The organism is Bradyrhizobium sp. USDA 10063 (assembly GCF_054063735.1).
In genome coordinates this window covers 8,061,098-8,082,932 of sequence record NZ_JBSSGP010000002.1, presented here as the reverse complement: position 1 = coordinate 8,082,932, position 21,835 = coordinate 8,061,098, and the positions used below count along the sequence as shown (strand labels likewise).

The window sequence follows — 21,835 nt, the reverse complement described above, 5'->3', positions numbered from 1 at the left end:
ATCCAACTCCATCAGCCCAAGCCGAAATGGTTCCTGAGTCGGTTTTGGAGTGCCTGCCGATCGGCGACGAGGTTGTTGAGGTGCAGCGGCTCGTGCCCTGGCCGCTCTCCTTGCCCTAATCGTCCAACCAGCGCCCGCGTGGCGTCCACCAGAAAGACGCCGCAATCAAAGTCGTTCTGCTGCTGGGCCATGCGGGCTCGCTGCAGGCGGGCGCTCAGCCTTGCTGCGAGCTGTTCTGCATAGGTGCTGTTGTGTGCCCCGGCGGAGTCGTAGTGATAGGCAACCGCCCCTTCTGGCGCGTGGCGATCAAGGAACAGCAGCGACCAATGGCAACCGCCGCCACCTGCCTCAGCATCGCTCACTGGCAAGAACAGGAAGCGGGCGGTATGGTCACCAACGATCCCCTGGAGCATTTCTAGCCGGACCCTCTCGCTCGGGGTCCAGCGCAGCACATGGACTGTCGCGGGCGACACGAACCGCGTCCGCGCGGCCAGATCCGGTTTGTCCCTCTGCAACTCCTGCTCTAGGAGCGCGTAATCTGCCCCGATATGCTGGTCGGTCAGCCAGTCCCTGGGTCCGAGCGTCAGTCCGCTGCGGCCGTGGGACGAGGCTGTCGGATCCAAAGCCCCGATCTGAGCATCGGACGGTGTACTCGGAAACACGCGCGCATGATGAGCATGATCACGCAGCTCGTGCGGTGTGGACGGGAGATCAACCAGAGAGCCAAGACCGCCGTAGATGTCTGACGGTTTCCCCACCTTGGTTAACCCTGACGTGGCGTCACTTCCGCGCGCCGGGGCGCGATCGCCGCAAAGATAGGTGTGCAGCACCTGCGCGCATACATCCGCATTCTTGTTGTTGTTCCTCTTGTGGGGCGGAACGAAGGTGATATCAGCTTGGCGATAATGCGGCGTGTGCTTCTCGACCATTTCATTGAAGGTGTTATGCGGGTTGTCGGTCTGCAGCAATGGACGGCTCTTATCCTTTGAAATGCGCTTCCAAATCTCCGTCTCGTCGGTGTGGAGCCAGATCGAGACCGCTTTGCCGCCGACGAGGTCTCGGGTCTCGCTACGCATGAACGAGCCGCCGCCGATCGCAAGCATCGCGGGTCCTTTCTCGAGCGATTGCGCGATCACCTCCGCCTCGCGCTCCGTGAACCACGGCTCGCCTTTGGTTGCGAAAATCTCCGCTATCGACATGCCGGTCACCTTCTCAATCTGTTTGTCGGATTCGATGAAAGGTAGCCCCAGTCGTCGCGCGAGTGCTGAGCCGATTGTGGATTTGCCGGCAGCCGGCAGGCCGACGAGCACGATCGGCCGCGTGCCGAGCGCTGTGACAACCTCTGTTGCGATCGGTGATCTCTCAAGCGTTCTTGGCCGTTCGACAGCTCGTGGGCCAAGGACCGTACCGGCGACACCTCGAGTGTCCACTTTGAGTCCCCAATGGGAAATGTCCATGGCGCCATCAGGGATCGCCACCTGCTGACAGACTTCTCGCGCGCGCTGGACGAGCGGTTCCTTGGCTTGCGCCAGAGCATCTCCGCTCGCTTGCTGCTGAAGCTTCTCCAGCGTCTTGTAAGTATCGTGATTGGCAACCTTGGCCATGTAACTAGCTGGTGTATGAAACTCCACCTCAAAGCGGTAGTCGCCCTGGGTAGCGAGCACAGTCTTGACACCGACAAAGGCCGGATTGCGCATACGGAACCAGTTGGTGGTGCTGACCTCGGCGTAGCCGTGCTCATAGAAGGCCAGAATGGCCTTCCTGAAGGCGTGCGCAAAATCCTTGTCGGGGACTTCGAAGACATGACGTATGGCATTGTCGATCAGCTGCGAGTCGCCGCCGGAGCTAGCGGTCATCCCGGTCAGCTGGTCTGTCATCGATCCTTTCGATCTCAAGCGGCGATCGAAGTGGGGCATATTTATCTGGATATCCGCTTGCCTGAGAGCTTCGGCAACGTAGAGTGTCGTTGTGGTGATTTCCTGCTCTTCGGCTTTAGCGCGAGACGTTTCAATCTTGGCGCGCTCCGCAGCCTCCTCACGGGTCAGCGTGACCTTCATGGCGGAATCCCCGGCTGTAGGCTGCCGCTCATAAGGTTCGGGCAGAATGCGGTTCTCCACGGCAAGCTTGATCGAGGTTTCCATGATTGAAGCCGCCAGCGTCGGATTGTCCTTCAGATCCTCCAAGGTCGCATCGACATCGAGCCTCCCCTGGTTGAGCGGCGCCGCGATGCTCTTGAGGTAGGGTACGGACGTCAGGCCCGGCGTCTGTTGCAGGAGGCGCTGAAGCTCACTGCTTTTCTTCATAAAGAGGCGGGCGCCAGTGTCGGACTTATAGGCGTCGGTCCCGACCTTGATGCCGAGGCTCAGGAGGTTGTTTGCGCTCTGGATCAGATCGTCCGGATTGTACCCATCTGGTCGGGGATCAATGCGCGCAGGATAATTGTCGAGCAAGGCCTCGATACGGTCGCGTGGCTGAGGAGCGGCCGAATAGTGCTCCGCCAGGTCCGGGAAAAGCTCGCATAGCTGTCCGCTCAAGATCGGATTTGCGTCGCTCCCGCTTTCGACTGTTTCAGGCAGGACCTGCTCATCCGCCATCGCCGCCCACGCCGCAAGGTCAGCAACGAGCAACTCGGCGACCTCACGGGCGAGCGGATGGTTCGCGGTCTCTATATCACCGCTCGCCCTCTCGAGCATGTCTTGAATATCCTGGCCGCTCACCCGCTCCCGGTTCAATAGCTCACGGATATCTCGCCTGAGCTCGTGGTGAACGCCCTCGTAGATGCCAAAGATGGCCCGCTCGGCAAACCAGCGCCGCGCTTGATCGGATTGAGCCAGAAAGTCTCGCTGCAGGGAGCCATAAGTTCCCAAGACACCTAGCGTGGCAGCGAGGATCTGGCGGGCCCGACTGAATTGGTAACGCTCCTCCTCGATCGCTGGGGTATGCGACTTTGGCGGCTTGAGCGAGCGAAGTCCGCGAGCTTGCTCCTCTTGATCGAACTCACGTACATGCTCATAAAGCTGCGGCCGGTCGCCGACGATAACGACGGTATCCCCATCGAAATCGCCGTCGAGCTTTTTCTGTTCGCTGGGCGGGACGGCGATCAACGACCCCGGAGCGAACACCTCGGTCGCCTGCAGGATGCCGACGCAGTCGACCGGCGTGTCCACTTTTACGCGGTCCTTGCTGTTGGTCCAGCTCGAATGGCACTTGACGTCCTCGGCCGACATCACCAGTCCACGGTCGGCGTAGTTGGCCGGCCACATCTTATCCGGCACCACAATCAGAATGCCTTTGGCAAAGAGGCTAGGATCCTCGGTTGCCAGTTTCTCCCCTGACTTTTGTGTGACATTAAAGCTGTATTGGATGGCCATGCAGCTATCGAGAAACACAGCGGTCGGATCGCCATCGCGTGCTGACTTGACTTGCTCGGCGGCAAACGGGCGCAGGTTCGGCTTGTCATAGGGGGCTCGCCCGATCAGCACGCCACCAGACAACGTATCGCTCTTGAGTGTCGGCACATGGAGGCATCCATCACCGGACGGGACGGCGACGGCGCCGGGACCGTCGATGTGTCCGGCCGTCACGGTGCGAAACAGCTCTTCGGACGTCAGCTTTTGCTCTTGCCTGCTCTGAAGCCAGGTCTTGGCCTTCGCTCGCGCTTCATCCGCCACCTGCTCGCTGCGCGGATAATGTTGCAGCGCCGAGGCCGGCACGGCCGATCTCCTTCCCTCACCAAAGGCAAGCACCCGATCGGGACCTTCCTGGTGGCCAGCCCGGAGAACAGCTGGCATACGCTCGGCCAACGAGGCCTTGATGAAGCCGCAGCCATCATGCGGTCGCAAGGCAATCGGGCCTTCCGGCCCCGTCAGTTTGAAAGGATGCTCGTCGTTGCCCGGCCGATCCGGCGCCAGCAACAACCTGAAGGCGCCCTCCAGCGCATAGTCGTAAGGACCGAGACCTTTGATCGACGGAGGCGCCGCAAAGCCCCTGCGCTGAGTGTAGTAGTAGGCCTCTTTGAAGGGGGCCCAGGCCCGCGAGAGCTGCTCGAAGTCCGTGCCCGGCGCGGTGTCGGCATACGGAATGGCCAATAGCTTGCCCCCGGAAGTCGTTGGCTGCTCGCCGGGCGCGGGCGGCGATCTCCGCCACCGTCGGTCTCGGCGCTTTTAACTTGCTTCCGCCGAATAGGTCCATGCGGTATGGCACACCATCGACGGCAAGCGTACGCGCCAACATGAAGGCGCTCGGCTTTCCCGGTAGTTGCACCGCGACCACTGGCACGGCCCCCGAGGTCAGGCGATGAAAAATCGAATAGCGTGTCTCGGGCTCCGTGGCCACTCGCTGCCCCTGCATGTCCACGACAGGCAACTGCATCAGTCCCGCTTCACCCTGCGGCGGTCTGGGCTCGTGATCCATGGATCGCAGCACCTGATGGACGTCGAAGACGGAGGCAGGACGTTGAGCCCGGATCGTCGCCGCATCCTGCGCCATGAACGAGTCCAGCGCATCAACTGGACTGTCCGCCTCGATCTGCGCGATCAGATTCCAGCTCATATTGGAAAGGTCGCTTGCGATGAGGGTGCGCGTGCTGGCCAGAATCTCTTTGGTCCCGCGCTGCAGCTCTTGCTGCCTCACCTGCAAATCGCGCTTCTTGCCCTCGACATATGGTCGCCGGTAAAGATTCTCCAGGACACCACGGGCTTTCAGCACTTGATAGACTGACAAGGCCGGGCAGCGGCTCGAGAATGGTCCGCGAGTCCGCCCGGCCTCGCTTGCTTTGAGATGTGCCTCGATCTTGTGCTCCACAACTGGTTGGACGTCGTTCAGCAAGTTCAGGGCTTGCCTGCGGTGCCGGCGCAGTTGCTTCCGTGGGCTGCGCGCCAGCGGTAGCAGAGCGGCGCAGAGATTGCCCATGGTTTCGAGGTTATTCTCGGCGGCAAAACCAGGGCAACGGTGTAACTCGGTGAGCCGATTCAGCCCTGACGGTGCAAGCAAACCGAGGTCGTCGAACAGCTGGACCTTGGCCAGCACCTTGAAAATGGTGGTGATGTTCAGAACATCCGTTTGCTCCAGCCGATCATTGGCATAGTGAAAGTAATGGGCGAGCTGATGCAGCCGATCCTGCAGCGGAGCGCCCTCAGCAATCTCTCCGCTGTCTTCCCCCTTCATGATACCTCGCCCCAGAGCATTGGCGATCATGCTGAGCTCAGGCATCGTGAACACACCAAATTGTCGACCTCCCCGACCGAGACCGCGCGCGATGTACACTACGGCCTGGTAGCACGCCGGCTCTTCCGGCCACTTGCTGAAGCCGTTCAGTAGGTTCGCCAGTTCCTGGTTATTGAAACTCGAGAGTCGGTCGCCCCGGGCGGGGCCAAGGATCTCATTGGCTATCGCGACTGTGGCCTCCCGACAGTCCACTTCTTTGGGCCACTTGCTGAAAGCGTTCACCAGGATCGCCAGCTCCTGGCAATTAAAGTTTGAGAGCCGGTCGGGACCGAGAATCTCATTGGCTATCGCGACCGTGGCTTGGCCACAGGTCGTCTCTCCCGGCCACTTGCTGAAGCCGTTCACCAGGTTCGCCAAGTCCTGCTCATTAAAACCGGAGAGCCGGTCGTTGTCGCAGATCTTACCGGCGATTGCGATTGTGACTTGGCCACAAGTCGGATCGTCCGGCAACTTGCTGAAGGCGGTCATCAGTCGTGCCAGGTCCTGGTTACTAAAGTTTGAGAGCCGATCGGCACGTCGATCGGGGCCAAGGATCTCATTGGCGATCGCGACCGTGGCTTTGCCAAAGGTCGGATTGTCCGGCCACTTGTTGAAGCCACTCACTAGATTCGACAGGTGCTGCGGGGCAAACTGAGAGAGCCGACCGCTCCCGCCGACTTCATCCGCGATCGCGACTGTGGCTCGGCCACAAGTCGGATTGTCCGGCCACTTGCTGAAGCCGTTCACTATAGCGGTTTTCGCCCGATTTGAATCTGGGGGATTCCCAAACGGTTAGCGATGATGGAGACTGTGTGCATTGATTCTCCTTGCCGGCGGGGGCGGGCGGTGCCGAAGGCCTATTCTTGTGACCTGCGGGAACGCGTTATCGAGGCCGTGGCTGCGGGCGCGTCGCGGCGCGAGGCGGCCGAACGCTTCGAGGTGAGTGTAGCATCGGCGGTCAAGTGGGTGCAGCGCTGGCGGGACGATAACAGCGCCGCTGCGAAGCCGCGCGGCGGAAGCGTTTCGCCGCTCGAAGAGTTCGCAACCGAGATTTTGGCTGTGGTTGCTGAGCATCCAGACCTGACCCTGGTGGAGACGCTTGCAGAGCTGCGCAAGCGGAGAATTCGAACCAGCCGCAGCGCGCTCTGGCGCTTTCTCGACCGTCACAACATCACCTTTAAAAAAAAGCCTGCAGGCTACTGAACGGCAGCGAGAGGACGTTGCGCGAGCTCGCCGACGTTGGATACGAGAGCAAGGTTTTCTTGATCCCGCCCGGCTCGTTTTTATCGACGAGACTGCGGTCAGCACAAATCTGGCGCGGCTCCGGGGGCGTGCGCCAAGGGGTGTCAGGGTGATCGGCGCCGTTCCGCTGGGGTCATGGGAGACCATCACTTTCGTGGCGGCCTTGCGCCACAATAAAATGACTGCCCCGATGGTGATCGAGGGAGCTATGACCGGAGAAATGTTCCTCGCCTATGTTGAGCAGTGCTTGGTTCCAACCCTTCGGCGCAACGACATCGTCGTGATGGACAACTGCCGAGTTCACATGGCGCCTGCCGTTAGGCACGCGATTGAGAAGGCAAAGGCGAGCGTGCGGTATCTCCCGAAATACTCGCCTGATCTTAATCCGATCGAGCTGCCCTACAGCAAATTTAAGGCATACTTGCGTAAGGTCGCGGCACGAACAGTTCCGCATCTCACGCGCGCGATCCGTTCGTTCATCCCACAACTAAGCCCACGCGAATGCACCAACTATTTCGCTCACGCAGGCTATGCTTCTAAATGACAGGAATCCGCTTTAGGTTCGCCAGCTCCTGCGGCGTAAAACCAAAGAATCGGTCCTTAAGATCGGCGCGGCGGCGAAGAATTTCACTGGCAATGGTGGCGGTGGCTGGGCCACAGGTCGTCGCGCCCGGCCATTTGCTGAAAGCGTTCACCAGGTTCGCCAACTGCTGCGGAGTAAACTGAGAGAGCCGATCGCTCCCGTCGACTTCATCGGCGATCGCGACTGTGGCTCGGCCACAGGTCGGATTGTCCGGCCACTTGCTGAAGCCGTTCGCCAGATTCGCCAACTCCTGCGGCGAAAAACCAGAGAATCGGTCCTTGGGATTGGCGCGGCGGCGAAGGATCTCACTGGCAATGGCGGCGGTGACTTGGCCACAGCTCGTCGCGCCCGGCCACTTGCTGAAGCCGTTCACTAGGTTCGCCAGTTCCTGGTAATTAAAGGTTGAGAGCCGGTCGGCACGTCGATCGGGGCCAAGGATCTGATTGGCCATCGCGACTGTGGCTCGGCCACAGGTCGTATTGTCCGGCCACTTGCTGAAGCCGTTCACCAGGTTCGCCAGCTCCTGCGGATTAAAAGTAGAGAGCCGTTCGTTATCGCGGACCTGATGGGCGATTGCGGCGGTGGCTTGGCTACAGGCTGCCTCGTCCGACCACTTGCTGAAAGCGTTCGCGAGGTTCGCCAACCCCTGGTTAGTAAAACTTGAGAGGCGGTCGGCACGGTGGGCGGGCCCAGGATCTCATTGGCTATCGCGACTGTGGCTTGGCCACAGGTCGTCTCTCCCGGCCACTTGCTGAAAGCGTTCGCCAGGTTCGCCAAGCCCTGGTTATTAAAACCAGAGAGGCGGTCGGCACGGTGGGCGGGGCCTAGGATCTCATTGGCTATCGCGACTGTGGCCTGGCCACAGGTCGTCTCTCCCGGCCACTTGCTGAAGCCGTTCACCAGGTTCGCCAGGCTTTGCGGAGTAAAGTCAGAGAGCCGGTCGCGGCCGCCGACTTCTCTAGCAGCCGCGATTATGCCGTCGCGACAGTCCACTTCTTTCGGCCACTTGCTGAACCCATTTACCACCAATGACAGATTTTGACTGTTCAGCTCCTGAAGTACCCAGCTTTCGTCGCGACAAAATCTGGCGATTCTCATCGTTGCATCGCGGCAGGTCGTCGAATCTGGGTGACGACCGAATGACAATGCGAAGAGCGAAAGCGCTTTCGGCTCGACTTTCTTCATCAGCCGGTTATCAAGCCGCGACACCTGTCCTGCCACGGCCTCGCAGGCTTGCAGACCTGCTTGACCTCCAGCCGGCTGGCTCACGGCGTTGCATGTCGTCGCGTACCCCCATGACTTCCCGCGGCGGACATCGTCCTCCCAGCGTGGCACGAACTCATCTTTGAAATGGGTCGCAGCCTTTTGCAGGAAGGTTGCCAGTTCCGGCATCTTCAGCTGCTTGGGATGCCCCTGTTTTGTATGGTCCACCACAGCGGTTGAGAATCTATAGAGGTCGTGGGCCCGACGAGCGCGGTCAATCGTTTCTACCGCCTTACGAAATCTTGGCTCGTCAAGCTCTGCGTGCCTCTGTCGTTCCGAGGTTGCACCGTGCACGCTATAGCCAGCCACCTCGTCGAGGCGCCGCTTTCCGAGCCCGCCACCCAGGGTGGATCTGGATTGGCTACCTCGCAAGAACGCGCCCGTCTGCGAGGCCCCTGCTGCTCGATCGCCCCGCAAATGCTCGCCGCCAAACCGCACCGAGGGCGTTCCCCGATTTGGGGCATCACGATCAGATCTATAAGGCTGCTCCTTCACGCTCACAGCAGCGACTTCGCCGCCACGCGGCCTTCCTGGTCCAACCCTGCGATCGGGTACGAATTGCCCATGTCGTGGGGGCGCGTCCAGATGCGAGCTCCCTTGTGCTTGATCGGTACGCCAGGACTCACCGCGCGAACGTGAGGAGCTTGCCCCTCGATCTAGCGCGTCACGATAATATCTATGAGACTGCTCATGAAGGCTATCTTCGATACGCTGCCTTCCTGATTCAGGCAGCAGGGATTCCCTACGGGGGCGGGGCGCACCTGTTTGAGAACTTCCGGATGCTCGATCACCTCGCCAATGTTCTTCGCCAGAACGCGAGGAGCTTGCTTCCCGATTTGGTACGCCTGACTGTTGAGGATCAAAGCGGATCCGCTGCAAGACAGAGCTGAACGATTGGCCTCCTTGTCCGGGGGCACCATCTAGTTCAGCGCGAACCCCGTCCGCGCCCTCAGTACCGTCAGCTCCAGATTCGGAAGCGTCCGACCGCCCACGTCCGCTAATGTTCATCAAAGTCGATCTCCGATGCAGCCGACAATGTGTTCGCTGTAATCAAACCGCTGTGCTGTCCTTAGGAATGCGCACAAGTGTCTGTGCAGTGCCCGGAGCCCGGACAGATCATCACGGGCGGATGGGTTCGGTTCCTGGGTCAGGATCTCGCTCGGCCGCGACGCTTCCCCATCTGGCTGGTCAACGCCGCATTTGGAACGCCTGCCAGGTTGCATCGGTCGATTGAATTGTTCTGATCCACACACTACTCTCGCTGGAGAAGATAGAGGTTTCGCAACCTCCGAGCTAAGCTCGGATCTGGCGTACCGGCCGCTGGGTTCAGCTTGAGAAGCTGATCGCCGACCTCGAAGACAACAGCCCTTGAAATCTGACATATACCCCTTGCAATTTTCACTGCGGCCGAGCCAAGAGCCTTGCGTTGGTCAATTGTCCAGAGATCTCATAGTAGCGGCGCTAGCTTTCGAGAAGCTGACGAGCCTCGGCCCGACAATTGGCTCGACACTGAGGACGCCGTCGGGTCTTAACTGGAAGGGATGCTAACGGCGACGACAGCTGAACGGTGAGTGTCCTGTGCGCTCACCGCAAGTTGCGGTGCTCGGAGCTATTTAGCTTCGTGGTGCGGCAGTGCGGCACTCTCTTTGCCCTGTGTCCCGTTCCTGTACTGCGACAAGAGTTGATCTCCATTAGCTCCGGCCGGATCCGGGAGCGCGTCCTTGATCCGACTGTGGTAGGAGCGCAGGATATCGTAGGCGACAACTGTGCAGATCTTGGGCATGAACCACAAGTTATTCTTTCGGCAAGATTTTGCCTATCAGCGGACCAGTCAGAGTGCTCAGCGTTATGGATAAGTGAAAGCTTTAGCGACGGCTTACACTCCAGACCCGCTGTTCAGCCACCCTTGAGTCGAGGTATGAGAATAACGTTGACGCCCAACGGATTGTTAGGGGTCACCTCCCTTATCCCTGCAGCCAACAGCGCCATGTAGGGATGACCGTGGATGTAAAAATTTGTCGTCGGCCGGAACGGCCTCGGGAAGGCGTCCACTCTATTCGGCTCGCCGAGCAGAACATCCGGGGCCGGTTGGGGGCCGTGGTTCCAGCCCGAGCCTACGATGTGCGTGAAATCATCGTCTAATAATCTCCTAGCCTGCAGATCGAACGCGGAACGCGACAACTGCCGCGGCAGGTCCAAATGGCTTGCCCCGCCGGCTAATTTCCCCTCGACCTTTCGTTTCGCACTGCTGGGCTCCCCCACATCTCGCGGGCTCTGTCCCGCGAGTTTCTCAGTCCGAATTTTCTCCAACTCGTCAATGAAGTGCGCCGACCATTTCTGGATGGGATACGCTCGAAGCTTCGCCATCATCTTTTGCCAGCGCGAGATGCGGTCGGGCTGCGACATCGAAATTGCCGTCGAATTCTTGTCTGCTATGTCATCGGTATCGTTGGGATCGACGAGCAGCGCCGCGTCGAGCTCCTTGGCCGCGCCGGCAAATTTCGACAAAACCATGACGCCGGGATCGCTGCGCTCTTGCGCGGCGACATATTCTTTCGCCACGAGATTCATCCCATCACGCAACGGCGTCACCACGCCAACACGTGCGGCCCGGTAGAGACCCGCGAGTACGGCCTGGCTGACAGGCTTCGTCTCGTAGCGGAACGGCTTCCAGCCGTCCGCGCCGTGGCGAGCGTTGACGTCGTCGACGAGAGTCGCGACATGGTTCCGATAATCTCTGTAGCTCTTGATGCTGGATGGTGAGGTGGGGCGATCTGCAAAAGCGAGAGGCGGCGCGGGTCTTCTTTCAAAAGGTGATCGAAAGCCCGAACGCGATTGTCAAGATTCTTGGGTGTAGTCGAGCCGGTCGACGCCGACGGCAAGCTTCTCATGATCGAGACCTTCCAATGGCGACGAGACATCGGCATTCGAACCCGCGTCTGCAGCATATTGTGCAAATTTGTCTGTATCTATGCCGATCGGAAACACTTGGCATCTCGTCACACCACCACTGCGTGAGATCACAACACCGTCTTCGCTGGGTATGAGCCGAGATCAACACGGACACAGGCAAGGAAATTCTGCCGGTCCTCGTCCGTCTGAACGCCACCAAATCATACGCAAGCATCAATTCGGTCAGTTCGCGATGATGCGGCAGCAGCTGCACGTTGGGCGCCGGCCATGGCGTGTGCAGGAAGAAACCGATCGGCCGGTCGACGTCCCGATCACGCAGCTCAGCACCGAGCGTGAGGAAATGATAATCATGCACCCAGAACGCGTCCCGGTCCATGTACTCGAGCAGCGCATCCGCCATGAGGGCGTTGATTTTGCGGTAGCTGTTATAATCGCCTTCCGAGAAGGAGATCCGGTCTGTCAGCGAATGTAATGTCGGCCATAGTCAGGCAGATCCACCCTCACGAGCTTGCCTTTGCGGAGCGCCAGGACAGGCGGATCAGCCTGCAACGGGCGCGAGGGCCCTACCCAAATTGCTCCGGATTGTTGCACCAGCGGAACCAGCGCCGCCTCAAGCCCGCCTGTCTTGGGTTGATTGACGTCGCTGCCGGCAACACGGTTCGACACGACGACGAGATTCACAAGTCATCCTTTCCCGTCTGATCTGCCGTTTACCCGGGCGTTCGATCAATTTGCGAGGGTTGATCGCCGAAGATTTGCGGCCTGAAACCCGACCGGACTGGGACAATTTCACGCGCCCTCCGTCGGCTGTTACCAAACACAGCGACCCGCCTCGAATAACGGGCGTGCCACGCAGGCCCTCGCTGACCTACAACACAAATGTGGTCATTCCGGCGTCCGGTGCACCAACAGCTTCGTCTCGCGAGGCCAGCTTTCCCAAGGCCAATGAAGCACCGGTTTTTCCGCAGACAGAACGGCTTGTACTTTTCGGCGATAGCCGCAATCCCCTACAAGGCCTTGCGGCTCAATCAGCTACCAAGCTTAGCAGTTGATGAGGATGACGGATGCATGGCAATCGTGGTCAATCAACCGTCAAGGAACTTGAATGCAATATAGATCAGGCCACGCCGATGCCTGGATGCGCAAACTCGTCGTTATCATCGCGACGAGGGCATCGCCGATTATGGCTTTCGCCGCTCTTTCACCGACAGAAATGCGCCCGACGGTGCTTGCGCCTAACATTGTGGTCGCGAGTTATTCGACATGGGTCTTCATCCGCAACGCAACAAAATCTTCGATTGGACAATTTTGCGTGCGCTTCTGCTTTCATCGATGCCAACGGCGCTCGCCGGTGGCCTTATCGCGCTCGGAGAACGCATTTACAAGACGCTGACCGGGGTCGTACTTCTAGCAGGCGTCGCGATGATCTCGCGGCGCGGCCACGCCGTCGATCGGAATCGCGAAACTCTGCTCTGGGGAGCCGTGAGTGTTGGAGCGATCGTCGGCCTTATTTCTAAACTGACCCGGTGGAGTGTTCCTGGCCCCGACGCTCATCGCACTGAATTGGGCGTCACCGAAGCAGACCGCCGCACTGTGGGCCCGTTTTATCCTGGCGAACGCCATCGTCGTGGTTGGTCGGAGTTCCTTGCACTCGCCATTTTCGTCTTTGTATTTCAGGCTTTACGCAATCGCCACACTTTGGGGGGCACCGTCGCAGGAATGACCATCGGCCCTGAAATGGTTGGCCAAACAGCCGCCAGATTAATCCTCTCGGCGATTCTGGTCGCTGCCGGCATCCAATTGGTTCTCGTTTGAAGTTTCACGTCGCTGATGGTCAAAAGACATTTTCATGGAGCTTGGCAGGCGCCAGCGTGGTCAGATCGGAGTAGCAACACTATGCAAACCACGGCTCAAATCGAATTCGAAGATCTGACGCCGCCCCCAGACCTGCAAGCCGCCATCGAGCAGCACATCTTCGAGCTGGAAAAACTGTATGGTCGAGTGACGGCGGGGCGCATCACCATGCGAAGGCCGCTTGGTCGTCACGAGCCGGGTGGTCAGTATCAGGTGAGCATCCGGCTCGTGCTTTCCAATGGGCGCGAGGTCAATGTCGGACGGACGCTTAAGCAGGATGAGCGTTACGCTGATCTCACCTATGCCGTGGACAATACGTTCAACCTAGCGCGGAGCCAGCTGCAGTCCAAAGAGCACCCGATGGTTAGCGGCCAGACAAGGTTCTCTGAAGGAGAGCCGGTTGGGACCGTGGTGTGGATCGATCCAGGTGCCGAGTTCGGCTTCCTCGAGAGCGCTAACGGCCAGGAGATCTACTTCAGTTTTATCAGTGTTGTGGAAGGTCGCGCGAATATCACTGTCGGCTCGCGTGTCAGCTATGTCGAGGAGCTCGGTGAAGACGGTCTGCAGGCCCTCGCCGTCAAAGTTCTGGGCAAGTAAGCTCGCCCCGCGGCTCACGGCATCCGCCACCGATCCGACATACATTTTTGTCTATCGACCGGACTGTGAGGCGACGCTTGCGATCCAGTCAACTACGAACCTAAGTAATTGATGGAGAAAATGGACGCATGGGGTCTCGTGGTCGACGAAGTTGATTCGAAACTGGGTCAAGACGTATGCAAAAGTCCTGCCGGGCACGATGGCCCCACCGCGCTGGCCGCTCCTGCCTCTATTGCTGATCTGGCCGCACGGCTTAACGCCAAAGCGCCCCGATGGTCATTCCGCTCTAGGATTGGACCGGCTTCTACGTCGGCATCAATAGCGCCGGCAGCTCCGCGCATTAGTGCTGGGACCCGGTCAACGCAGGCGGCATTGTCGTCGCACCGCCCCTTTTCATGGGGTGCTACAATGCGACCGGTGGCACGGTCGGCGGTCAAATCAGCTACCGCTGGTAGATAGCGAATAAAGCCTTCACATCATTGACAGTCGATACGGTATCCACACCGCCGGTAATCATGCAGTCGTACACCAAGGTGGCCTCCCTCGGACACCCTCGGAAGCTTACCTACAGACCCTAGTAGCTCTCAAAGGTCGCCGTGTTAGCTTACATTCTTGGGGAGCAAACGTTCGCAGTGCCGCTTTGATGCCACATCGAAAGTGCGCGTCGCTGCCGAGGTTGGGAGTGAAACGTGGTCAAAGCAAGCGCGCCGACGAAGTCGGGGGTTGGAAAGCCCACGCTCACCGATCCAGACGATGATCCCTATCTATGGTTGGAACAGATCGAAGGCATAAAGGCGCTAAACTTTGTCGAGCGGCAGAATAGCAGAACGCTGCAGGTGTTCGGCGGAGCGGCAACTGGACGGGATCGCGACGCGCTGACCGCGATCTACGACCGGCCGGACAATATTCCCCATGTCAGCCGGCGCGGCAGCTATCTCTACAATCTCTGGAAGGACGACAACAATCCACGTGGCCTGTGGCGGCGAACCACTCTGGATGAGTTTCTCGCGCCGAGGCCGACATGGGAAATCCTGCTCGACATCGATCAGCTCGCCCTCAGCGAAGGCGAAGATTGGCTTCTGAACGCGACGACCTCGCTGCCTGGGAATCATTCGCGGACGATTTTGGGCTTGTCGCGCGGCGGCAGCGACGCCGTCACGTTGCGTGAGTTCGATACCGACACGAACAACTTCGTCGGCAATGGCTTCGTCCTGCCGGAAGCCAAGAGCAGCGTCGATTGGGTCGATCCCGATACGCTGGTGCTGTCGAGCTCGTATGGAGCCGGCATGGCGACGATCTCCGGTTATGCACGCACGGTGAGGCTGTGGCGGCGCGGCACGCCGGCGGACCAAGCGCCAGTGATATTTGAGACCACAGCCGATCATGTGGGAGTCGGCTGCAATGTCGACCACACCGCCGCACCATCGAGGATGTGGTTCGTCGATCAGGTGGACGCCTTCAATTCGGCCGGCTGGCTCGGCGATGAATCGGGCGCCAGGACGAAATTAGATCTGCCGACCAGCGTCTGGATGCAGCCTCATCGCGACTGGCTTGCCATGAAGCCGCGCGAAGCGTGGTCTGTAGCAGGGCAGGCCTATGCGGCGGATACGATACTCGTCATCTCGTTGGCGGCTTTCCTTGGAGGCAACCGTCAGTTCGAGGTCCTCTTCGAGCCAGGCCCACGCCGCGCGCTGCAGGGGTTCTTTTGGAGTGCGGGCAAGCTTGTGCTTTCCATTCTCGACGAGCTGCGACCCGTCTTCGAGATCTTCACGCCACACGCTAACGGCTGGACCCGCGAGCAGTTGCGCGGACTTCCCGATATTGGCGTCTTGGACGTCTGGTCTCTCGATTGCGATCCGTCCGAGAGCAATGGCGACTTGCTCGCCAACGTCCAGGATCCGCTCACGCCGCCTTCCCTGATGCTGATTGAGCGCGGCGTCGCCAGTCCGGCCGTGCTAAAACGAGCGCCGAAGACGTTTACGGCGGATGGTCTCGTGGTCACGCGGCACGAGGCCATCTCGATCGATGGCGAGCGCATTCCCTATGTACAGACTGGTCCGGCCGACGAGACAGGCCATGCGCCGGTCCATCTGAGCGGCTACGGCGGTTTTGGGATCTCGCTGAAGCCGTACTACAATTCAGCGCTCGGCAAGCTGTGGCTGGAGCGCGGCGGCACCACTGTGCAGGCGAATTTGCGCGCGGCGGCGGCGAGTTCGGCACGCGTTGGCACGATGCCGGCCGCTTCGCCGGCAAGAGATTGTCGCACGATGATTTCGCAGCGGTCGCCGCCGACCTCGTCCGCCGCGGCGTAACGCGGCCAAAGCGCATCGCCGCCGAGAGCGGATCGAACGGCGGCATTCTCATCACCAACATGCTGACGCGATATCCTGAACGCTTCGGCGCGCTGTTCTGCACGATCCCGCTGATCGACATGCGCCGCTACACCAAGCTCCTCGCGGGAGCGAGCTGGATCGCTGAATATGGCGACCCCGACAGCGCAGCGGAATGGAGGTGGCTGAAGACTTATTCGGCCTATCATGCTGCAAAACCAGGACAGCCCTATCCGCCGATCCTGATCGCCACCACGCGGCGCGACGATCGCGTTCACCCCGGCCATGCCCGCAAGATGGTGGCGAAGCTGCAGGCGATGGGCTATGAAGCCTATCTCTACGAACTCGCCGCTGGCGGCCACGGTTATGGCAAGAACAACAAGGAGCGCGCCGGTTTTCAAGTGCTGGGTTTCCGCTTCCTGAAGAGCAAGATCGGCTGGCGAGATGAGGAAACTTTGGCGAGCCAGGCGCCTACGACCTCGTACAAACCAGCGTAGTTGTTGGATGGTATTTCGGCGAGGGCCGGCAGCTGCACGATTTCCCGACATCGACAACTCGCCCACGGCCTATTCGAGACTGCCTGCGCGCATAAACCAGTATTTTTGGCGCGCGGTGGACTCCGTAGGCCCCGGAAAGCTTTGCCGCGCGCCGATATGGATGGCAGAAAGCATTCTGTCCAATTTAAGCCCTTATGGTTGCCCTCGTCACGGTGGGCCACAAGGCAAGGTCAGTTGGGTGCAAGAGCGCGCGCTCTGCCGCTCTCCGCCCGATTCTGATTCAGCAAGAAGGTCTTAAGCAATTGCGGTTATCCGGAACAAGCTGGAGCACAGCTATCTCAAGGGTCCACGAAATGCTGCTGCCTCGATCCGGCGGCGGCCCGATCTCGGATATGTTTGCGGATCGTCTTGCCTATTCCATCGCTCGCGACGATCTTCAGGCCAAGACGATCCACCTCTACCGGCTCGCGCGCGGCCCTGATCTATCTCTCGCTCGGCATGCACCGAAAGGAAGAACGGCGCAGAGCTGACAAAACGCCAAGCTTAATCGCTCCCATCATGCTCTATCCCTGGCGCGATCAGGACAAGCTCCAGTGACCCGACTTTCACCAGCCGTGGCGTCGACCGCGCGCCTGACCGGCAGGCGGGCATCGCGGCCGTGGCAGCGAGAAACACCGAGCTGAAATTCCATCGGCTCTTCTCTGTTGCCGGCGTACCCGTCGGTCCGATGGTGAAGGGTGGTCCAACGCCGGCAGCTGCGCGCGATCCCCGATCAGATCTCCAGCACGAGCGGATTGGCCTTCAGCGTTTTCACCTTGAGCTTGCCGCCGCTCCCGGTCTTCGCTTCCGCCAGCGCCTCCTCGACAAGCAGGAAATGCTCGAGCGATTTCTCCAGCTTCTTGGTCGACTTGCCGGCCTCCTCCTTGGCTTCGATCTGCTTCTTGAGATATTGGCTCGAACAGTTGAGCCACACCGTAAAGGACTGGCCGGCCTCGGGATTGGGCGAGAGCTCGTCGTCCTCTCCGAGGCGGGACTTCAAAAGCACCTCGATGATCCGCAGGTCGGGATTCTCGTGTTCCCCATTGGCACAGAAAACGTAGTGATCGGCGGTGATACGCTTGACGAAATCCCGGTCCAGGTTGTGCTCCGAGCCGTGATGCTGGATCTTGAGCAGGTCCACATGAAGTCCCTGGCCGTCCGCCAGGAGGCCGTGATGCTCCAGCCCGGCCAGGACGTCCTCGTGGTGGCCGTCGCCAGTCATGATGGCGCGCGCGACGCCGCCGCCGGATTTCGATTCCTCCAGCAGCAACATGAGCGATGCGAGGTTCGGCTCCGTGACCTTCGAGCGCCGGCCAATCTCGTCGTCGATCGAGAGGCCGAGCGTCCCGGCGGGAAGACCCGCCCGGTTGGTTTCCAGCCACTCCTTCAGGCTTCTGATCGCATTGGCGTTCTTTACGTCCTTGAGCCATGCATTCCAATAGTCCCGGAGTATCTCCAAATCCTTCTCGAATGGCCCGATGACGCGGATCGACAGCTTGCTTCCGTGCTTGAGCTTGATGGCGTTATTGCCGCGCACCATGGCAAGGAGGTGGTTGAACTCGCCGTTCAAGGGGATGTCGAGTTGATCGGCCGCGATGCGCCGCGAGACCTTGATCGCCTCCGGGATGGAGTTGGCGATGTTGCTGTAGGCGGCCGCGAGCTTGATCGCGGCGGGATTGCCTGAACTCGACAGAGTGTTGGCCCGCGCCGCCAGCATGGTGCCGATTTCGCCGGCATTCTGCGGAACCAGCGCCTTGAAGGAATTGTGCCAGATGCGCTTGACGGCCGGCGGCTCATCGAACTTGGGCTTGGTCGAAGGTCGATTGTTCGCGACCTTGTGCTTGTGGACGCGCCACTGGACCATGTCTTCGAGGAGCTGCAGGACACCGGCGATGTGATCCTGATCGACATGCGAGACATACACGAGATCGAGCTCACCACCCGCCGCAGCGAAGCGTCCGAGGAAAGGCCGTACCTCGGCCACGTAGGAGCCTGGCATGCCGCCATCTGCGAGGATGGCGACGTCGCCGGATTCGATCAGCAAGCAATCGCCCTTCTCCGAGGGGAGCAACGTGATCTTCATGACACGCGTCCCTTGAAACGATCCTTGGCGTCGAACCGGGCTGTGACGTGTCCCGCCTCCTTGAGGCAGGCCTCCGGCATGACTACCCCGAAGCCGCAATCGTTCACCCATTCGAACGTGCCACCCGGCATCGGTTGCGCGGTCGCTTTCAGAATGCCGAGGATCTGCGCCGCCGTGAGGGTCTTCTCCACCGCGAGCATCAATCCGATCACGCCCGCCACGTACGGGCTCGCCATGCTGGTGCCGGTCATGGGCAGCCATGGCTCGGCCGGATCGCCGAACCCGTTCGCGGCGACAATGTCGGTGCCGGGTGCCGCGATGTCGGGCTTGGGCCGGCCGTCGCGGGTCGGTCCCTGGCTCGATGTGATATGTGCGCTGCGCCGCGCCTCATCGAGATTCGCCACCGAGACGACGCGCTGGCCGCAAGCGAGCGCGCTCACTGAGGAGGCATCGACGTTCGATCGCGCCGAGAAGAACGAAGGCCAGTAGTGTGCGCCGTCGCCGATATCGGCCGGATCGTCGCGTTCGATCCAAGCGTGGAAGCGGCCGTCGCGGACTACAAAACCGTGGAGCTTCACCAGCCAGGTTCCTGCCTTCACGCCGACCACGACGTCGCCCATGAAAGGTGTCAAGTAGACCGCGATATAGTTGGCGCCGTTCGCGGGATGATGCAGCTCGTTGTAGACGCTGAGCATGGTGCGGTCGCCGAGCTGGAAGTTCTCCAGAAATTCGCCCGGCGCGATTGGTCCGATCCATTGCCCGTCCGGCGGACGGATGCTGATTGCGAAGCGGTCCTGCGGTTCGTACCAAACCTCCATCTCGTTTTCGGAAGCATCCTTGATACGGTCTCCGACCACTTCCCATTCAAGGTCGTGATCGAGTCCCTGAGCCGCGATGCACGAGCCAGCGTGAATGCGGCCCAGCATGTATCCGAGGTCGTCCGGCGCTTCGGGTCGCTCCTGACCCGCATTGCCGGCCGCAATGCAGATCGATCGGCCGGGTTCGGCGAGCAGGACATCGAGCCACCGATCGAGTGCGCTAGAGCCGTCATGCGCATGCCCGTTGGTTCCGAGGCTAATGTTGATCGAGATCGGTCGGCCGGCAGCGAGATCAAGCAGGTAGATGACGGCGTCGAGCAGCCGCGTCGAATCGTAGAATGAGGTTCTGCGCTCGAGGTCTTCGTCCGGAAGCGAGACTAGGACTGCGGCGATGTCGGCCTTGCTGCAAACCCCACTGGCGCCCGCCGCAATGCTGGCCACATGCGTGCCGTGCGAGCCCACGACCATCTGCGACTGCGGCTCGAGATCATGCGGCGACACATGCACCTGCTTGGCCTCGGTAATCGCCTGAGCCATGTCGGGTGAAGTAATGACGCGGCCATAACTGAAGCCCTTCGGTGGCGTGCCGCCTTTCGCGCCCTGATCCCAGATGCTGACGAATCTCGATTTGCCAGCCTGATCCAGGAAATCGGGATGGGCCCAGTCGAATCCTTCGACGTCGATGATGCCTATGATGACGCCGGCGCCGTCGCCATGCTTCTTGCGTTCGTTGCCGACCACGCGGAGCGTCGGGCTGCTAGTCGTTGCGCTGCCTTTGAGCGGCCGCGGCGGTTTCAAAGTCTCGGCCGGCTCGATGATGACGATATTGGCATCGCCGGCGAGGTTCTCGATCTCTTCAAGCCCGAGCCGCATCGCGGCGAGCCGGCCTTGAGCGCGATCATGCGGTCCGAGCCTCACCGGCTCGGTCGACCGGACGAAAACATTCACCTCGACATTTTCACGCCGGTCGGCGGTATTCAGATCTTTGACCGTGGTTTTACGTTTGGAAATCTCCCCAGGAGCAACGGCGGTGCCGAGCCGCGGGGCTTGTGCGGCGAGGGCGGAAGTCACCTTGAGGCAGCCCTGCACCTCGGCTTTGGCGGCGTTAACCCGCGCGTCGCTGTTGGCCAAGACCCGAAGCTTCGGATGCATGCGCCGTCGCGCAAGCGATTCGTACCCGTCAGCCATGGTTGTGAATCTCCCCTTATGGCAACCATGACACGAAACTGTTGCAGTTTCTACCGTCTGGAACCGGGTGCGTCTCTTTGCCGGAGGGGTAGATAGCCGCGGGGCAGGCGAGAGGAGGGCCATGTAAGAGCTTGAATGTCAGATGATTATTTTCTGACACATGAAACCGATCGCATCAGTTCCGGACAAGATCATGAAGCGCGCACGCGCCAGTGGACGCGGCGGCGTCTTTACGCCCAGCGACTTTCTGGATGTGGCCGGTCGCGCGGCCGTCGACCAGGCACTGTCCCGCCTGGCTAAGGCCGGCAAACTGCGTCGCTTGGCGCGCGGCCTGTACGACTTTCCCAAGGTGCATCCCAAGCTCGGACCGCTTTCGCCCGCTCCCGACGATGTCGCACAGGCGCTCGCCCGGCAGACCGGCTCGCAGGTGCAGATCACCGGCGCCCGTGCGGCGAACGCTCTCGGCCTGACCAACCAGGTCCCGGCCAAGACCACCTATCTGACCGACGGTCCGTCCCGCCGTGTCGTGCTTGGCAAGCGGGTCGTCGACCTGCGCCACGCCTCGCCCAAGCACCTCATTGCCCCAGGTAGGCCCGCCGGCATGGTCGTCCAGGCTCTACGGCATCTCGGATCCATGCGGGCGAGCGATGTTGCTCGTGTCGCCGCGCGCCGACTTTCGGCAAGCGATAAGAGACTGCTAGCGACAAGCGCCGTCCAAGCGCCCGCATGGATGCGGCCGACGCTCGTCTCCATCGCCGAGATGTCGAGTACGGCCGATGGATAAGGTTGCCCTTCTCGACGGCTCCGAGCGTTCGGCTCTGTTCGGCGAGACGGGCGCAACGCGAGGCGTCGGCAACACGATCATTGAAAAGGACTTCTGGGTCTGCTGGACCTTGAAGCGCCTCTTCGAGCTACAGAACGAGGATGCGCCCACCCTGATCGTCAAGGGTAGCACATCCTTGTCCAAGGCCTTCGACGCGATCCGCCGCTTCTCCGAAGACATCGACCTCTCATTCGACCGTGCCGATCTCGGTTATACCGGTGATCGCGACCCCGAAAAGGAAGGGATCAGCAAGAAGCAGGCAGGCAGGCAAGCTGATCGACGATCTTGTTCGGGACGTTGAAAGGCATATCCGAGAAGTTGATGCCCGCTCTACGCGCGGAGATCCCGAGAGAGCGATCCGCAAACCGTGAACTTTCACTATCCGATCGCGCTCTCCCAG

10 protein-coding genes and 2 pseudogenes are annotated in these 21,835 nt (G+C 60.4%); 6 read left to right on the top strand and 6 right to left on the bottom strand.

The genetic code is table 11. From position 1 onward, the window contains the following. Positions 1-11: 11 nt before the first annotated feature. The gene (locus tag ACVJGD_RS39955) at positions 12-4,088 is read right to left on the bottom strand and encodes a shikimate kinase (protein WP_456639279.1); all 4,077 of its coding nucleotides are present in this window, start codon (positions 4,086-4,088) and stop codon (positions 12-14) included. A 1,918-nt stretch (positions 4,089-6,006) separates the two neighbouring features. On the opposite strand from ACVJGD_RS39955, the gene ACVJGD_RS39950 reads away from it, so the two are divergent. Further along, a protein-coding gene (locus tag ACVJGD_RS39950; RefSeq protein WP_456640512.1) for an IS630 family transposase occupies positions 6,007-6,991 on the top strand; the annotation gives its coding sequence in 2 pieces (ribosomal slippage) (positions 6,007-6,401 and positions 6,400-6,991; 987 coding nt in all). Here ACVJGD_RS39950 and ACVJGD_RS39945 read toward each other — a convergent pair. From ACVJGD_RS39945 to ACVJGD_RS39935, 3 genes and pseudogenes are all read right to left on the bottom strand, one after another. After that, complete coding sequence (locus ACVJGD_RS39945) at positions 6,984-7,538, bottom strand: hypothetical protein (protein ID WP_456639278.1); 555 nt, start codon at positions 7,536-7,538, stop codon at positions 6,984-6,986. The two genes, ACVJGD_RS39950 and ACVJGD_RS39945, sit on opposite strands and share 8 nt — an antisense overlap. Next, positions 7,535-8,422: a hypothetical protein gene (locus tag ACVJGD_RS39940; protein ID WP_456639277.1), complete on the bottom strand. Its 888-nt coding sequence runs from the start codon at positions 8,420-8,422 to the stop codon at positions 7,535-7,537. Before ACVJGD_RS39940 ends, ACVJGD_RS39945 begins: the two co-directional genes overlap by 4 nt. A gap of 2,082 nt (positions 8,423-10,504) precedes the next feature. Next, positions 10,505-11,887, bottom strand: a pseudogene (locus tag ACVJGD_RS39935) (alpha,alpha-trehalose-phosphate synthase (UDP-forming)); the annotation flags it as partial. A gap of 582 nt (positions 11,888-12,469) precedes the next feature. On the opposite strand from ACVJGD_RS39935, the gene ACVJGD_RS39930 reads away from it, so the two are divergent. The 3 genes and pseudogenes from ACVJGD_RS39930 to ACVJGD_RS39920 all read left to right on the top strand — a co-directional run bounded on the left by ACVJGD_RS39930 (position 12,470) and on the right by ACVJGD_RS39920 (position 16,484). Continuing rightward, positions 12,470-13,021 (top strand): sulfite exporter TauE/SafE family protein, encoded by a 552-nt coding sequence (locus ACVJGD_RS39930; protein WP_456639276.1) that lies wholly within the window; start codon positions 12,470-12,472, stop codon positions 13,019-13,021. Between the two features lie 81 nt (positions 13,022-13,102). Beyond that, on the top strand, positions 13,103-13,657 hold the full coding sequence (locus ACVJGD_RS39925; RefSeq protein WP_456639275.1) for an HPF/RaiA family ribosome-associated protein: 555 nt from the start codon (positions 13,103-13,105) through the stop codon (positions 13,655-13,657). A 689-nt stretch (positions 13,658-14,346) separates the two neighbouring features. Then, positions 14,347-16,484: pseudogene (locus ACVJGD_RS39920) on the top strand (prolyl oligopeptidase family serine peptidase). Positions 16,485-17,256: 772 nt separating this feature from the next. On the opposite strand, the gene ACVJGD_RS39915 reads toward ACVJGD_RS39920, so the two are convergent. Next, entirely contained in the window at positions 17,257-18,606 is a 1,350-nt protein-coding gene (locus ACVJGD_RS39915) for an MBL fold metallo-hydrolase (protein WP_456639274.1), read from the bottom strand. Further along, entirely contained in the window at positions 18,603-20,612 is a 2,010-nt protein-coding gene (locus ACVJGD_RS39910) for a S8 family serine peptidase (protein ID WP_456639273.1), read from the bottom strand. The genes ACVJGD_RS39915 and ACVJGD_RS39910 overlap by 4 nt, the downstream gene beginning before the upstream one ends. Positions 20,613-20,805: 193 nt before the next feature. Here ACVJGD_RS39910 and ACVJGD_RS39905 point away from each other — a divergent pair, with 193 nt between their 5' ends. Both ACVJGD_RS39905 and ACVJGD_RS39900 read left to right on the top strand, forming a co-directional pair. Beyond that, the gene (locus ACVJGD_RS39905; protein ID WP_456640534.1) at positions 20,806-21,396 is read left to right on the top strand and encodes a DUF6088 family protein; all 591 of its coding nucleotides are present in this window, start codon (positions 20,806-20,808) and stop codon (positions 21,394-21,396) included. Further along, positions 21,389-21,736 carry a nucleotidyl transferase AbiEii/AbiGii toxin family protein gene (locus ACVJGD_RS39900; RefSeq protein WP_456639272.1) on the top strand — a complete coding sequence of 116 codons (348 nt, stop codon included), beginning with the start codon at positions 21,389-21,391 and terminating at the stop codon, positions 21,734-21,736. The genes ACVJGD_RS39905 and ACVJGD_RS39900 overlap by 8 nt, the downstream gene beginning before the upstream one ends. Positions 21,737-21,835: the final 99 nt, after the last annotated feature.